10 protein-coding genes and 1 tRNA gene are annotated in these 15,747 nt (G+C 59.9%); 9 read left to right on the top strand and 2 right to left on the bottom strand.

All coding sequences use genetic code 11. The features are described from left to right. The first annotated feature begins 67 nt into the window (after window positions 1-67). From AC1DB1_RS00320 to AC1DB1_RS00310, 3 genes are all read left to right on the top strand, one after another. Window positions 68-3,529 carry an Eco57I restriction-modification methylase domain-containing protein gene (locus tag AC1DB1_RS00320; RefSeq protein ID WP_477199363.1) on the top strand — a complete coding sequence of 1,154 codons (3,462 nt, stop codon included), beginning with the start codon at window positions 68-70 and terminating at the stop codon, window positions 3,527-3,529. 89 nt (window positions 3,530-3,618) lie between these two features. Then, the gene (locus tag AC1DB1_RS00315) at window positions 3,619-3,837 is read left to right on the top strand and encodes a hypothetical protein (protein ID WP_477199362.1); all 219 of its coding nucleotides are present in this window, start codon (window positions 3,619-3,621) and stop codon (window positions 3,835-3,837) included. Between the two features lie 57 nt (window positions 3,838-3,894). Further along, complete coding sequence (locus AC1DB1_RS00310) at window positions 3,895-4,476, top strand: hypothetical protein (RefSeq protein ID WP_477199361.1); 582 nt, start codon at window positions 3,895-3,897, stop codon at window positions 4,474-4,476. A gap of 59 nt (window positions 4,477-4,535) precedes the next feature. Here the strand turns inward: AC1DB1_RS00310 and AC1DB1_RS00305 are convergent, their stop codons facing one another. Continuing rightward, complete coding sequence (locus tag AC1DB1_RS00305) at window positions 4,536-6,155, bottom strand: hypothetical protein (RefSeq protein WP_477199360.1); 1,620 nt, start codon at window positions 6,153-6,155, stop codon at window positions 4,536-4,538. 474 nt (window positions 6,156-6,629) lie between these two features. Between AC1DB1_RS00305 and AC1DB1_RS00300 the strand changes: the two genes are divergently transcribed. From AC1DB1_RS00300 to AC1DB1_RS00285, 4 genes are all read left to right on the top strand, one after another. Next, window positions 6,630-7,673 (top strand): tyrosine-type recombinase/integrase, encoded by a 1,044-nt coding sequence (locus tag AC1DB1_RS00300; protein WP_477199359.1) that lies wholly within the window; start codon window positions 6,630-6,632, stop codon window positions 7,671-7,673. Between the two features lie 28 nt (window positions 7,674-7,701). After that, window positions 7,702-7,773, top strand: a tRNA-Arg gene (locus AC1DB1_RS00295). Between the two features lie 286 nt (window positions 7,774-8,059). Next, window positions 8,060-9,229, top strand: coding sequence for an SIR2 family protein (locus tag AC1DB1_RS00290; RefSeq protein WP_477199358.1), 1,170 nt, complete (start codon window positions 8,060-8,062; stop codon window positions 9,227-9,229). A 2-nt stretch (window positions 9,230-9,231) separates the two neighbouring features. Continuing rightward, a complete protein-coding gene (locus AC1DB1_RS00285; protein WP_477199357.1) occupies window positions 9,232-10,944 on the top strand; it encodes an ATP-binding protein in 1,713 nt (570 codons plus the stop codon). A gap of 485 nt (window positions 10,945-11,429) precedes the next feature. Here the strand turns inward: AC1DB1_RS00285 and AC1DB1_RS00280 are convergent, their stop codons facing one another. Further along, entirely contained in the window at window positions 11,430-12,821 is a 1,392-nt protein-coding gene (locus tag AC1DB1_RS00280; RefSeq protein ID WP_477199356.1) for an RES family NAD+ phosphorylase, read from the bottom strand. A 92-nt stretch (window positions 12,822-12,913) separates the two neighbouring features. On the opposite strand from AC1DB1_RS00280, the gene AC1DB1_RS00275 reads away from it, so the two are divergent. Together AC1DB1_RS00275 and AC1DB1_RS00270 are read left to right on the top strand one after the other, a co-directional pair. Continuing rightward, entirely contained in the window at window positions 12,914-13,930 is a 1,017-nt protein-coding gene (locus AC1DB1_RS00275; RefSeq protein ID WP_477199355.1) for a P63C domain-containing protein, read from the top strand. A gap of 1,233 nt (window positions 13,931-15,163) precedes the next feature. Then, window positions 15,164-15,577, top strand: coding sequence for a hypothetical protein (locus AC1DB1_RS00270; protein ID WP_477199354.1), 414 nt, complete (start codon window positions 15,164-15,166; stop codon window positions 15,575-15,577). Window positions 15,578-15,747: the final 170 nt, after the last annotated feature.

Genomic DNA, 15,747 nt, shown 5'->3' with positions numbered 1-15,747 from the left:
CGAGCGTGTACCCGTCTTGCCTCTCCGAGTTTCGGATATCGTTCGACGTGACTCGAAAGGGAACTCATTGACCGAGCCAGCTGGTAACCACGGCGAGAAGATCGCGCGATGGTCGGAGCGCATCTCCGATGCCTTTGACGTCGCAGCAACCTCGTTCAGCAACGAGATGGAACTCCGCGAACATGTCCACGGGTTGATAGTGGACGCCTTGCAAGAGATCTACGGGCTAGGTGTTTCAGCGTCGGCTGGTGAACTTAACACCCGCAAAGACGGCAAACGGAGCCCGCTTGATCGGCTCTACGGCGGAGTGGCCGTCGAGTGGGAATGGGCGATGGGTGACGCGCGTCGCGAGCATGGCGCGGGCCAAGCACTTGAGTACTTGGAGAATCTCCGAACGCATCACGCGGCCGAGGAGGCTTTTACAGCGGTTGTCGCAGACGGCCATCAGTGGGGGCTTCTTCGTTTCGATCCTCAAACGCCCGCTGATTTGTTTGTCGAACGGCCCGAAAGCGCAAGCGGGCACTTCCAGTGGTACGACAACTCCCCAGACGCCGTTCGCCAGTTCCTCGAGCTCGTAGGGGCTCACAAGAAGCAGCCGATAACCAGCCGTAACTTACGTTCAAAATTTGGCCCGGAGAGCGAAGTCGCGAGTTCACTCGTGACCCGCCTCACTGAGTCAATTGCTGGCCGAAGCCCTGGTGACCGAGTCGACACGCTGTACACGGAGTGGCGGAGAGCGCTGGATGTCGTCTATGGCGACCTCAACGAAACTGATAGCGACCTCGCGGTCGATGTACAGGCGTCATATCGAGCTCCAGTAGCTCGCCCACTGGGCGAAATGCTGTTTGTGTTGCACACGTATTTCGCGCTTGTCGGACGAGTGATCGCGGTCGAACTACTTGCCGTAGCGTCCGGTGAACTCGACGATGCTCCCTCAACATGGCGAGGTCTGCCCAATCAGGAGTTGCTCGAAGAACTGACGCAACTCGAGCGCGGCCGGCTTCCCGGCAACCTGGAGATCACGAATCTCTTTGAGGCGGACTTGTTCTCTTGGTGGTCGGAGCGCGCCGAGAGCAATCAGGACCTGCTGAACGCTGTGCGGGAGCTCTTGAGGCAGACGTCAGAACTCGCTTTCCCCTCTATTGCTTTCGGCCCTCAGCCGGGGGTTGACGTTCTTCGAGACTTGTACCAGGCGCTGATACCCAACACCCTGCGCAAGGCACTCGGCGAATTCCTGACCCCTCACTGGCTGGCCGAGGGCTGCCTGGGACGTCTACGAGAGATGGGGGCCGATCTTCGTGACGGGCGCGTTCTTGACCCGACGTGCGGAACAGGAACCTTCGTGGTCCCGATCCTGTCGGAGCGCATCAGCAGACTCCTGCGGGAAAAGGGGTCGTCGGCAACTGCAAACGATGTCCAGCAATTGCTTGACGGAGTTTGCGGGATCGACCTCAACCCCATCGCGGTAACCGCGACCAGAGTTAACTACGCTCTCGCACTTGGCGAGCTCGCGCACCTAGGGCCGTTGACCCTGCCTGTCTGGCGGGCTGACAGCCTTGTGGTCCCAGAGGCTTCCCCTCAGCAGGCTCAGTTTGGTGACCTAGCCGCCGTACCGCATCTTCGTCTTCGGACGAGTTTGGAGGACGATTTCACGATCCCACTCGGCTTGAATACTGCGGGTCAGATCGCAGAACTTCGAGGTGCTATTGAGTCGAACCTGGTCGCTCAGGGCGTTGACGACGAGGATGTCGTTTCCGCATCATTTGACGATTTCGAGGCCGCCTTCCGAAGGATCTTCGGGACATCTGGCGAAGAGACTACCGCGGAGGATGCTGCCGACCTCGAAGATCAAGTTGCGGTTGCCCGATCACTTTTCGCGCAGATCACCGACCTTGCGCTCGAGGGACGTGACGGGGTGTGGGCGAGACTCATCGAGAACGCTTATGCGCCCATCTTCGCTGGAAAGTTCGACGTCGTTGTTGGCAATCCGCCATGGCTCACCTGGACTAAGCTTCCAGCCGCATGGCGGTCCCAAAGCGAGTCCCTTTGGCGGCGAAGTGGTCTTTGGTATACCCCGAACGAGGCGAATGACTCCTTCTCGCTGCAGTCGGCAGACATCGCAACGCTGGTGTTCGCGGTCTCCATCGAGCGTTATGTGGCGGACGGTGGGCTGGTCGGGCTACTGACGCCCGCGGCGTTGATAAACGCAGATCCCGGAGGCCGGGGGTTTCGTCAGTTCCGAGTGCACCCAGATCCGCGTGATAGGGGGACCTTCCCGGACGTGGACGTACCGTTTAGGCCACTCTGGCTTGACGACTGGTCGGACGTGCTTCCCTTCAGTCCGGACGCCGCAAACAAGCCGGTCTTCCTAATCGTTCGCCGGGGCGAGCCTCATCACACCGAAACACCCGGCGCGGTGTGGCGACGTGCTACAGGTGTTCGGCTCGACAAGTCGAGTTGGCAAAAGGCGCGTTCGACGCTAGTGGAGTCGAAGGGTGCCTTTGCGCCGGTTGACCCCGCGACGCCGACGTCGGCATGGAGATTCCAGGACGCGTCCCGTCCGGCGCTGATCAAGGGAGGTTCAAATAACTACACCTTTGGCAAGGGACTCGACACTAGAGGTGCGAACGGCATCTTTTTTGTTGCCGTGGATCGGTACGCTGCGGCGCAGGGGAAAAAAAAGAGCACTGTCAGAGTTGTAAACCTCCCGAGCGAAGGTCGCACGAAGGGTGTGACTGAGATGAGCGGGCGCGTCGAATCCGAGCTTGTATACCCGCTGCTCCGGGGTAAAGACGTGACGTATTGGGTAGCTGAGCCTCAAACGTTCTTTCTCTTGCCGCACGACCCCAAGGCGTACGGAACTCCTTTGTCCTCGAAAAAGATTGGTTCGGAATTCCCAGAAACGCTGACATGGCTAAAGCGGCATCGAGACATCCTGAGCCGACGTAAGACCCCGCCAGCACGTAGCTGGGACATGACCCCCAGCGGCTCTGATTGGTATCGGGTCGACGGCGCCCTGCAGTTTATGCAGCGGGATCACATCGTCGTGGTGCGCGAACTTTCGGCACGTCCTGCGGCCGCGGTAGTCGAGGCGAAGGCGGTCCCAGCGCTAGGTGGACGCAAGGTTGCGCCGCTGATCGACCACAAGCTGATGCTCTGCGCCACCGCAAGCCGCGCAGAAGCGCTCTACCTCGCGGCCATGATCAACAGCACACCGATGCAGGACCTCCTCGAAAGCTTTGTCAACGACATCGCCGTATCTCCCAAAAGTCTGAAGCGCTTGCCTATCCCCGATTTTCGGGCTGATGACGATGACATGAAGGAGTTGGTCCGATTGGCGGGGCTTGTCGTCGAGTCCAATGGCTCGAGAGCGGCGGACCTTCTACCCCAGATGGATGCCTCTGTGTTGGCGATTATTTCCGCCGCCGCCGACTACAAACCACAGCCGGCGCGCCGCGCGGCGCGCCGAGGGCGCGCCACCGCCCCGACAGCAGGAGAACCTGCTCTCTTTGATCTGCAGGAAGGATGACGGTGACATGCGTTCATCGCAGAGAACGCGGTGAAAGAGTGCCTACCTACCGCCACTAGGTGCGGCCCCCGTTAGACGGAGAGGTTTGAATGACAAAGCGAAAGACGACCGGGGCTCCGGTTCTCCCCGCCCACCTTTTTGATGAGGTGTATCGGCTGTGGGGCGAAGATGCTGCCGTAGAAATTCTCGACAAAGTACAACTCGGCGAAATGACAATCGAGCAAGTCGAGACCGCGCTTCGCCGCCCGGAGATCGAACCGGAGGATTGGCAACGTTTCGAGGAAGGCTGGCGGCCAAACAACTGGTGATTGTTCGCTCGCTTAACACCGACTGTCGGTATCTGCTCGCATAGATAGTCTCAAGTCGTGGTGGATACCAAGCAGACTAAGACGATTGGCGAGCACCATGTCGCCGCGGAGTTAGCTAGGCGTGGCTGGGCACCAGCGCTCACACGCGATGGGCTCGAACGCACCGACATTCTCGCGGTACTGGCGGACGGTGCTGAGCGACTCCTGGTTGAGATACAAGTCAAGGCCGCTCGGGGTGCCCGGATGGACGGTATCAGCTGGCCACTCGGCACAAAGTCGCAGGCACCGAGTCTTCACGAGCGCGAGTACTTCGTCATGGTCGCGATCCCACTTGACCTTCAGGAGCACCCACGTAACTTTGTCGTGCCGCGCGTCCATGTGGCGGCGGCAGCATGGATCGAGCACATGAACTGGCTCACCACTCCCGATGCTCCTCCAGGGAAGAGAAACGCCCCGGTCGAACGCTCCCGTGTGCTGCTTCGGACATTCGCTGCGTATGAGGATCGATGGGACCTGCTTGAGGTGGATCAGAGCGCCGCCCCGATTCTTCTGCCTTCGAGCTATCGGATCCTCGCGCTCTCCGAGCGCGTCGGGTTGCCGCCCGGCCACGAGTGGCACGTACGCCTTCCCGAGTGGTGAGCGAAGCCGGCGGCGCGATTGCCTCCCCGTGCTTCAGGCGCGTCAACGGGCTCGCGACGTCACTCGTACGTTTTCACGCCCACGTGCTGTACGACTAGGCGGCCCTTCTTGGACTCGAGCGCGAAGTGAATCCGCCCACACTCATTGAATTTGACGGCGTCTCGAACTTTCACATGCGGCGTCGCATTGAGGGTTTCCCCCTCATGCTCAAACTCGTTTAGCCAACGCATCTCCTTCCTTTTCCATTTCGTAATGGTCTGGTCGGTCAGCGCGACGGCGAGCCCAAATTGCTCCTTCATCCAGTCGTCAAGGAGGGGGATGCTCCTCTCCTCTCCGTCGTATAGAACGACGGCAGCCCTTGCGAGCGCGACAAGCTTCTCGGTCATGTCCTCGGGTTCTGGGTAGTCGATATCCCCCCATGATTTTCGTGCCCGGTCGGTGAACACGATGTGCTCGGAAGCCGCGTCGGTGATTGCGAGGAAGGTCGCCTCTGGGTCGGCTCTCGAAACAAGTACTGGGATCGCAGACCACACATCATCAGGCTCGTGCGCCCCCACGGATTTGCCGGCCGAGAGATCGCGATATGAGGTCTGCCACATCCGTGCTTCGTCGCGTGCCTGGTTACGTTCTGACTCAAGCTGACGCGCCAGCTGCGCACTCGTCTCCGCTTGCTGTAGGGCGTCTTCGCCGATAGCTTCGAGCTCCGCCTTCGCCTCTTCGAGTGCCTCTACCTGCTGCTTCAAGGCCGATATTTCGCCGTCCTTGTCGCCTCCTTCACGCGCCCGCGACGCCCGTTCGGAGAGCTCAACCAGGCGGGCATTTTCGGACACGGAACGCAAGCGCCGCCACGTGCTGTCCTCTCCATGGCCGAGCGCCGCCAGTGCGCCAAGGCGCTGAGTGAGGAGCCGGCGGATTTCCTCGGCGCCAAGCTCCGCAAGACTTTCAGCGGAAAGCGTGAGCGAGGGAGCCCCCAGCCCGGGCCAGACGATCGCAAGTCCCCCAAACGGCACACGTGCCTCGGGATGTGCCTCTGCAATCAAGCGGGCGGTCTGGAAGTTGAGCGTCACCGTGCGGACTAGGCCCAGCAGCTTTTGAGACAGCTCCCTCGCAAGGTCCCAGGTTACGGTCGAGCGGACGTGGAGGAGCGCGAGGGGAAGACGATCCTCACGCGTAAGAACGTCTGCAAGAGCGCCAGCCTCCGCGGCCGTCCTCACCTGAATGTAGCGACGATTTACGAGCTGGCCCCCGGCGCGAAGCGTGAGGCTTTGATCCTGGTCGAGAAACCGAAGAATGCCCGGTTGGTAGATGTCAGTCGCATCGACGGGGATGAGTCGTTGTTTTGTAGTCTCGCGGCCGATGCCGACCCTGAACCGTACGACATCGTCGATGTCGCTTACGGTCACACGGGTCGTGAGTTCCAGATCAGTGCCTACGGCTTGCGACACGATGAGCTTGAGAGCTCGACCACCTGATGCCTCGAGCACCTCCCAATCGCCGTTTCGAGCAAAGGCGCCATTGGGTGTACGTGCTGGCGAGAGCTCGCGACTTCCATCCGAAGCTAGGTCTGATCCGGTGAGTTGAAGCTTCGGACCGCTCAGCCATTCAGCGACGTGCGCGGTGACCTTCTCGAACGCCAAGTCCCCCTCGACCACAAATTCCACGACGTACATCAGCTGCATCGGCGAGCCTTCCTCTGTGCCTACGCGTTCATCTTGCCGTTCCGATGGCTACCATTTGGAACTCGCCTCTCGGATTCCCGCTTGCTTGGCCCCAATATTGGGACCAGCGGTCAGTGGTGTGCACGCGCGATAGCCCGGATAGCTTTCGCATCGGGTATGTCGCTCCTCTCGATCCAAGCGAGATCTAGCTTGGATCGAGAGGAGCGACCACCGTCTGTACCTTACGCGAAGGCTGCCCCTCTTCCAGGCTGCCTGGCATCACTTGATCCACGACGAATGTTCTGTCGGACGCGATGATTGACGTTCCAAACAAGATCGAGGTGGCAGATGGGAAGCGCGACTGCATATCAATCAGCACACGGCCGTCGTTATCGGGCGCGCTGGCGCGACTCTTGGGGCGGCCAACACGAGAAGCGAGGGTTCCGCACCAAACGGGAAGCTCAGCGGTACACGCTGTCGGTGGAGGACCCAATCTTGGGTGACGGTTATCCCCCGACGCCCGAGGCGCGTGTCACAGTCGGGGAGCTTGCGGTCGATTGGCTCGCGAACAAGGAGCAGTTGCTGAAGCCCTCAAGTTTTGCGCCACTCCGCATAGCATGGCGGGTTTACGTCGCTCCGCGCTGGGCGACGACCCCGATTGGCGCGATCCTCCCCTCAGCCGTCGAGAAATGGGTTCGAGAACTTGGACAGGGCGTCGCAACGACGTCGAGGATTCGCGAAGCCGCGAACGGACAACAACGCTCGGCAAGCGTGGTGCTGCGGGCGGTTGGCGTGCTAGCCGGGATTCTCGATGTTGCAGTCAGGGACGGCCGAATACCCGCCAACTCCGCTCGCGGTCTGTCCAATTTACCTCGCTATAGCTGGAAACCGCGACGTCGTTACCTCAGCAATGAGCAAGTTTTCCGTCTTGCTCTCGCGGCTCCAGACGAGGTCAAACAGGCCCTGATCCTTACGCTCGCTTACACCGGCATTCGTTGGGGAGAGGCCGTGGCTTTGACGGTGGATGATGTCGACTCAGTGCGACGCAGGCTCAATATAAGTCGGACGGCAACAGAGGTGGAGGGAGCGATCCACGTTGGCTCACCGAAGAGTTGGCAGGCGCGGTCCGTCCCTTACCCTGAGTTTCTGGTGCCTCGGTTGGCCGCGCTTGCGAAGGCCGGACAGGGAGAAGCGCTGCTTTTCCCTTCGCCAACGGGAGGGTTTCTTCCCCGTCCCGACACTGCATCGCGAAGACCATCCTGGTGGAACAAAGCGCTGCGTGAGGCGCAGTTGGACCACTTGACGCCACATGCGTTGAAGCACACCGCGGCGAGCTTGGCCGTCAGCGCCGGCGCGAATGTAAAGGCCCTCCAAAGGATGCTTGGCCACAAGTCGGCGGCAATGACGCTCGATACGTACGCGGATCTATTTGAAGACGACCTCAACGCTGTGGCCGAGCGCCTTAATGAGCGGGTCATGGCCGATGTCGACGAGCGTTTGAGGCGAGGCATCAGCGAGGTTTTGGACCCCCGGAGGTAAGCAGCACCTCGGTATACTCGTGGGGCCGGCCTCTGTAGCTCAATGGAAGAGCAGTTCCGTCCTAAGGAAATGGTTGGGGGCTCGAGTCCCTTCAGGGGCACAAGTATTTGAAATATCAAATCAAAACGACCACTTCAGCGGGGGTCGTTTTTCGTCCGGTCGATACTCCATCGGCTGTGGCACGCGCCTTCAATAAACGCTCCGCCTCCTGATCGAATTGTTAGAGTCCCGTTAGGGTCGTTGCTCCGGTACGCGGTTTTCGACCGATTAGCTCCATGTGGGATGTACCGGCTCCGTTGTGAGGAATGCGACAAAGCGGACCTTGCTCATGCTTGACGTGTCGAACCGTGCTGTCATAATCAGTGCTGTAAATGGAGGAAAACTCAATGGCGGAGCCACTGCAAGTACTCGGCTCATTCACCACTGACTGGCAGCAGCTCGAACCCTCTGCTGATGAGGACGAGGCGGCAGCATCGACAAGGGTTGCTGCGACAAGCGCCCTCCGCGATGAACTCGGATTGATCGCCAACGCCGAGAACCTGTTGGTCCTTTCGGGCCTCGGCACGTCGCTGGATGTCACGAATAGCGTCTCCGACGCTAAGAAGGCGCCCTTGATGTCAGATCTCTGGACCCAGGTTCAGGCTCTCGAATCGTTCCCGGCGGCCTCATCGAAGCTGAGCGCGGACATCCTCGCGGAGGAGAACCTCGAGCACGTCCTCTCGGATGCACAAGCTCGCTACGCACTCAACGACGCCGATGAGGAGCTGAAAACCTTCATTGATGACGCCGAATCGGTGATCTGGGACAGCTGCAGCTTTATCGACGAGAACTCGAAAGTCGGAACCCATGAATTGTTCCTACGTAAGGTTGCCCGACGTTCGACGCGCCTCCAACGTACTCAGATCTTCACTACCAATTACGACCTGTCATTTGAAGCAGCCGCTCAGAGTGCCCGCTTCAACGTAATCGACGGTTTCGGGTATGGTGGGCAATTCTTCGACGGCGCGTCGTTCGATCTCGACTATGTTCGCCGACGCCCAAATGAACCATTGGCCCTTGAGCCCAGCGTCTTTCATCTTCTAAAACTCCACGGATCAGTCAACTGGACCGGCTCTGACAAAGAAGTGCGAAAGGTGACCGGGTACGCGAAACCAGAGAATCCGATTCTTATCTACCCATCAGCGGCTAAGTACCAACTTTCATACCAGCAGCCCTACTTGGAGTTCATGTCACGATTCCAGATTGGTCTGCGCCAGCAAGATGTCGGCCTCATCGTCGTCGGTTCAGGGCTCAACGACGAGCATCTGGTTGCACCAATCGAGGCCGCGCTACGTAGCAATGTGGGTCTTCGTGCAGTCTTCGTCACGCCTGGCGCTAAGTCGAAGAATCGATCCGAGACTTTCGCCTGGATTGAAGAGCTAATCAAACAGGGTGACAAGCGGTTGACGCTATTCTGCGGCACTTTTGCTGATCTCGTGAAGCAGCTTCCGGACATGCCGACCCGCGAAGAGCGGGACGCCCATGCAGAACGCATCGCCCAGTCCAGGAGCAAGTAGCGATGAAGCTACACCCGTTCACTCCCGAGCGCAGGCTTGGCCACGTCTACCAAATCGAGGGCTCCTTCGCGGATGTATCTTTCGCAGCGGGCAATCGTCTGCCCCAAACGCTCTTCGGTGAATACCTCGGACGTGGAGAGGTGGGGGAGTTCGTCGTCATAGACGTTGGCGGCATGGCCGCTTTCGGGAGGATCCTCAAAGTTGGGACGCCTGTCTCCAGCTCCGATGACTCAGCGACCGAAGTTGACCGACGGATTCGGGTTGAGGGCAGGGTGCAACTGCTCTCCACGCTGGAACTGAGCGGAAAGGCGACTCGGGGAATCGCGAAGTACCCGAAGGTCGGCGACGGCGTCTATGCAGCTAGCGCGGAAGCGATCCTGACTGTCATAGGGACCGCTATAGACGACACGGTGCCATCGCTGCAGCTCGGGCGATTGTCCGTGGATGAGTCAGTGGTAGTTGACGTTCCACTCACGAAGCTGTTCGGACGGCACCTTGCGGTTGTCGGCGCCACTGGATCGGGCAAGAGCTGGACACTAGGTCATCTGGCTGAAAGCGTTGCGGCGCTCAAGGGAAAAATGATCTTGATTGATGCGACCGGCGAGTTCCGAACGCTCGGGGACAAAGCGAAACACCTTTCGTTCTCATCGCTTGCCACGGAGTTCTCGGATGCCAAACTGGTCGGCATCCCGCACTTTATGATGCGTGAATCAGACCTCAACGCGTTCGTGAATCCGTCCGCAGGAACGCAGCTTCCAAAACTGCGGGAAGCGGTACGGAGCCTCAAGCTCGTTGGCGCAATCCAAGCAGATGCGAGTGCGGATGCAACTCATACCGCGCTCATCAACGCGACCGGCAACATCCGCAAGGCGACTCAGCCGCTGAGGCCATTTCACGATGCGATGGCTAAGTACCTCTCTGACGTCGACGGACCGAGCGCTCCGTTCGATATCAAGGCGCTGGCCACCCAAGTTCAGCTCGAATGCATTTTCCCTTTGGACAGGAACGACCCCCCACGCAACTTCGGCGACATCAACAACAACGAACTCGGGTGGATCTCCTCACTCGTTAGCCGCATTCGTGACCTCCTTCAGCTCCAAGAGGTGATGAACGTCATCGACCCGAGTGCGAGCACTGCGAACGTCATCGACGAGATCCGAGAATGGATCAACGACCCGGACCAACATCTCCTTCGGATCTCTCTGAAAAATCTGACCTTCGCAAACAACCTTCGCGAGATTGTCGTCAACATCCTCGGGCAAACACTCCTGGCTTGGGCACGCGAGGGGCTCTTTGGCAATGACAAGCCGCTTGTTGTCGCCATCGACGAGGCACACCAATTCTTCGATGTCACTGTCGGGGACGAGTTCGCCAGTACCCGCCTGAACGCTTTCGACTTGATCGCGAAGGAAGGTCGCAAATACGGGCTTACCGTGTGCGTCGCCACCCAGCGCCCGGGGGACCTGCCCGCCGGCGTCCTGAGCCAAGTGGGAATGACAATCGTCCACCGCCTCGCAGACGGGAGAGATCGCCAGCGCGTCGAGCAAGCAGCCGCCGAACTCGATCACTCCGCAACAAAGCTGCTCCCGGGGTTGGTGCCTGGAGAGGCCATCCTTATGGGAGTCGACTTTCCAGTCCCCGTCAGCGTCAAGATGCAACAGCCGGTCAGCCCACCCGACTCAGACGGGCCAACCTACAAGAATTGGAAGGCGTGACACGGTGCCAGAATCATCCTAATGAGGCACTCGTACTTGCAAAGATGAGCGAAGTTGTCACAATCGGCGCTACATGCCACGGATTCTAGCTATTCACCACCTCGGCCGTCGCGATCTCCTCGGCGCCTCTTGGCGCTATGTCCCCGAAGCGATCGGCCTGCTCGCGCCCAAACCCCAGGGGGAGCTCCATCGCTTCGATGCTCCAAGCCGCGACCTAACGGGCGACGAGTTTCTGGTCTGCGTGCAGCTTGACGGCTTTGGGATCTTGCTGGCACAGGCGCCTGGACTGTATTCGCAGTCGCACCACTGGGCCCGCGAACGATGGCCTTGATAATCGTCGCAACAGATGAAGTCGGGGAGGACACGGCTCATTTCCAATGTTCCTAGGAAACCATGTTGCACAGCGGAGAAGTGGTGGCGGCAGGTCGAGCCAGATTTGTTGGTGCGAACGTGGACCGTACCGCCCAAGGCCTAACTCGGTCGCCTCACGTCTCAAGCGGTTTTAGACGCACGCTGCGTGAAACCGAGTGCTCGCTGATTGCCGTGGGTGAGATGGTCAGCATTGGCGGGTGGTCATCTCCAAGGTTACGAGACAGCGCGATGCTCCGTCGTTCGTCTTGTGTTGGTGGATCCGTCATTACGTCGTCCCACGGTTCAGTGAAGAGCACAAAATTCTTGCCGCGTTTATTCGTTCGGGAAGGAAAGGCGATGCCGTCTATGCGGCGTTCGGGAACCCAGCGGAGGTATTCGGTCACGAGCTGAGTGGGAAGGTAGTCGACGCGCTCGCGACCGTCGAGGATCACCGGCCTCGTGATGGAATCGACGAAGTCGTCCACGAACTCAACAAACATCCGCCGGTACTCTTCGGCCGGCGCAAAGACACTGGGCATCTTTGGGCGGAGGGTGAAGTCAAGAATGGTCAGTGGCCGCTGTGTGATGAACTCACCAACAATTGCATCGTCGTAGGGCGAATGAAGCGAGATCTCTGCGACCGCAGTACGGACGTTGTCCGCCCCATAGAAAAGTGGGACGCCTTCGCCGGACATGCGACCGGGCGCGGCAAGGTCGGGTGGCGCGGCGCCGAGCTGCTTGGCCGGGTCATGTCGTATTTGGGTTCGAAGCGCTACTAGGTCGTCGGTCATTCGCCCTCGATATATTTTCGTGCCGACGGGTAACGGGTGCAGCATCCTGGTGCTTTTGTCGGCGTATGCGAGAAGGCCCTCGAGAAAGCGGGCGAGACGGGCGGGTGGTTCGTTCTCTCCGCCGGGCCGCGGCTTGGCTACCAGCACGAAGCGGGCCTCATGACGCACAGTTTCGGCGAACTGCTCCCATGAATAGGAGAAGTGACCACGAGCATCGTCTTCGAACCATAATTCCGGCGATGCGATTGCTTTGACGATGTCGTCAAGCACGCGCTCGCTAACTGCATCATCAAATGTCCCGGCCGCGATGCCCGCGACAACTTCATCCGTGTAGAGCTCTGTCTCCCACGCTTCACCCTCGAAAATGCTCGCCTCCGCAAAGTCTCGATAGCGAACGAGTATCGCCCCATACACGCACTCGGCGACGGCATCCATCTCAATTACCCACGTGGCCGAATCGCGGTTAGGTCGACGACCGCAATAGGAGCAGGGTTGATTGCTCCGCCCCGAAGCACGTTCTGCCCGGGCGCGGAGGACGCGGTCGGTGATATGAGATGGACACAGCCTCGCATCAATGGGCTTGAGGCCTTCAGGAGGTTCCACAACGCTGATGCTCCCATGAACAGACGCCTGAGTCGTCGAAGTGCCCGCGTTTTGTCTGGACGCCTTCCACTGGCAGCTCTTCTCGTCCGACCTACAGGCGATGAGAAAAGCGCGATCGTCGGCGCGTCGCATGGTTGCAAGCATGGGTAGGGTCCATGCTTGCAAGTGACCCCGATGCAAGCATCTTTGCCGGATCTCTGAGCGAAAGGCCGAGCAGAAATAACATGAACACGACTGGGAGAGCGGCCGGCGGGAACGCCCGCGCCGAGAAATTGGACCCTGAAGCTCGCAAAGCCATCGCCAAAAAGGCGGCAGCTGCACGATGGAACGCTCCTACGCCGGTGGAAGTTCTATGCGGTTCGTCGGATAGGCCACTGGTGATTGGTGACATCGAGATCGAGTGTTACGTGCTCGCCGGCGACATCCGTGTGATCACCCAGGCGAGCCTTTTGGAAGCAATGGGGCGCCACCGCAAGGCAAACGTGCGCCGCGAGGACGGCGACGAGGGGCTTCCTCCGATCTTGCAAGGAAAAGCAATTCGCCCATTCATTCCCGCCTCGGTGATCGAGCAGGCGAAGCCGATCACCTTTTTCCTCCCAAATGGCTCGAAGGCTAGTGGCTACCGGGCTGAGATTTTGCCCGTCCTGTGCGAGATCTATCTCGCAGCAAGAGCGGAAGGCGTGTTGCCGCCGAATCAAAAGCACGTAGCCGTGCAAGCCGAGATTTTGGTTCGGGCCCTGGCGCACGTTGGGATCATTGCCCTCGTCGATGAGGCCACTGGTTATCAGGAGGTGCGTGCAAAGGATGCGCTTGCAGTCATTCTGGAGGCCTTTGTGGAGAAGGAGTTGCAGCCGTGGATCAAGACATTTCCGCCCGACTACTATCGGGAGATGTTCCGCCTGAGGGGTCTTAACTTCAAGACCGACACCGTTCAGCGACCTCAGTACTTTGGGCACCTAACGAACGACGTGGTGTACAAGCGCCTTGCGCCTGGCGTCCTCGAAGAGCTCAAGTCTGTCCAACAGGCGGACTCGACGAAAGCAAAGGGACGTCTCTTCCAGCATTTGACTACTAATGTCGGCTATCCAAAACTGCGCGAGCACCTTGGCTCCGTCGTCACCTTGATGAAGCTGAGCTCGAGCTGGCCAGAGTTCAAGTCCAAGCTCGACATGATTCACCCGCAACTCGGGAAGCAGCCGCTGGTTCCCCTTTGGACGGACGAGGACGAGATGGGTCTTTAGGTGACTCATGTTGTTCGGCGATCAGTCAATACGTCCCTGTTGTTCCCGGCGTGCTTGAAGGGGTGATTCCAAACTTTAGTCAGGGCGCTTGGGATGGTTCGGGGGTGGAGCTTCCCGAGCGTCTCGGGGACCAGATGGGGGTACAGCGACGCACTGTCTGTGGAGCCCGATAGCATCCTCGCAGGAGGCGCGATGGTGAAGTTGTTCGACCCGGCGGAGGCCGCGCGGATAATGCGTGCCGCCGGCGGGATCCCTCTCACCCCGTTTCCTGGCGTCGCCAAGCCGTGGCCGACGATTCACGAAGCGTGTGGACGTCAGGTGCAGCCAAACCTGAACACAGTCCGCAAGCACGGCTCCTGCTGCACCTACTGCTCGGCCGTCGCCCGAGGCGCCGCTCGCCGTGCCGGCCTTGAGGATGCGGCGGTCGCGACAATGCGCTCAGCCGGCTTCGAACCGCTCGAGCAATATCCCGGAGCGGACAAGCCGTGGCGGAGCACCCATCAGCAATGCGGTGAGGAAAGATCGCCGTCGTTGAATTCCGTCCGCGGCAGCCGGACCGGTACGGGTGGTTGTCAGTCGTGCTCGATGCGCGCTCTCGGATACCGAGTGTGGACGACAGAGTCCGCCCATGCACTGATAGCGGAAAAAGGGCTGGAGCCGCTCATTCCATACCCAGGCTCGTCGACTGTCCCTTGGCTAGCCCGTCACACAGCTTGCGGACGCGAGGTCAGCCCCAGATTGGGGAACCTTGCGGAGGGGCAGGGCGCATGTGTTCATTGCGGGCACGAGGCTACCCGCAACGCCTTGCGAAAAGATCATGATGTTGCCGCTCAGCTAGTGCGCGCTGCTGGCCTCGAACCTCTCGAACCGTTCCCGGGGGTGGACACGCCGTGGGCATGCATGCATGTGTCGTGCGGCAGAACCGTGTCCCCAACCTGGACGAACGTGAAGCGCGGACAGGGCGGTTGCAACCCGTGCGCATGGGAGGAAGCCAGCCGGCGCCTGATCATGCCGGAACCTCAAGCGCGGGCCGTCATGCTGGCCCAAGACCTGACGCCGTTGGACCCATACCCGGGAAGTGCAAGGCCGTGGCGATCGCGGCACAAGTGCGGACGAGAGGTCTCCCCAACCCTGTCGAACGCCCGGGTCGGCAAAGGTATCTGCCGTTACTGCTACTCGTCCTTCCCGTTCGCTGGGCCTGCGACTCTCTACCTAGTGGCTGATGTTCGCGCCGTGAAGATCGGAATCGCGGATCGCTCCGGTAAGCGGCTCGATGACCACCGCCGGTACGGATGGGAGACGGCATGGCGCATCGACGTGCCAACCGGAGACGATGCGTATTCGCTAGAGCAGTCAGTTCTTGCGTGGTGGAGAGACGAGCTCAAGCTTCCTACCGTGTACACGAAAGCAGAGATGCCCAAGTGGGGATCCACCGAGACCGCACCGCGCGCTCAGATGTCGCCCGAATCGGCCTTGGCCCGTGCTCTGCACCTGCTCAATGAGATGGGCATCGCCGACTGTGAGGTGACAGTCTCGCTGCCCGAAGATCAAGAGCCGACCTCTGAGGCGACACCCGTTGGCCCCCGGGCGAGGAAGAAGCTGTCGAGGCTGGGTCAGGTGACGCTGTTCGACTTGGAGGACGACTAATCGGGTTCGGCGTCTGCAGACTTCACCACTCCTGAGTTCCCGACAGACGCAGGCCTTTGTGCCCGTACCACAACGAGTCAGGCAAGCCGGTCCAGTTGACTACCTCGAGAGGCGCGATCGGTGTTACCGCGGCATGGCACTTACACTCGTGAAACGGGGCGAAAACTAGA

Source organism: Leifsonia sp. 10N434 (genome assembly GCF_056394405.1).
The sequence above is the reverse complement of the archived record's forward strand: the minus strand, read 5'-3'. Positions and strand labels throughout refer to the sequence as shown.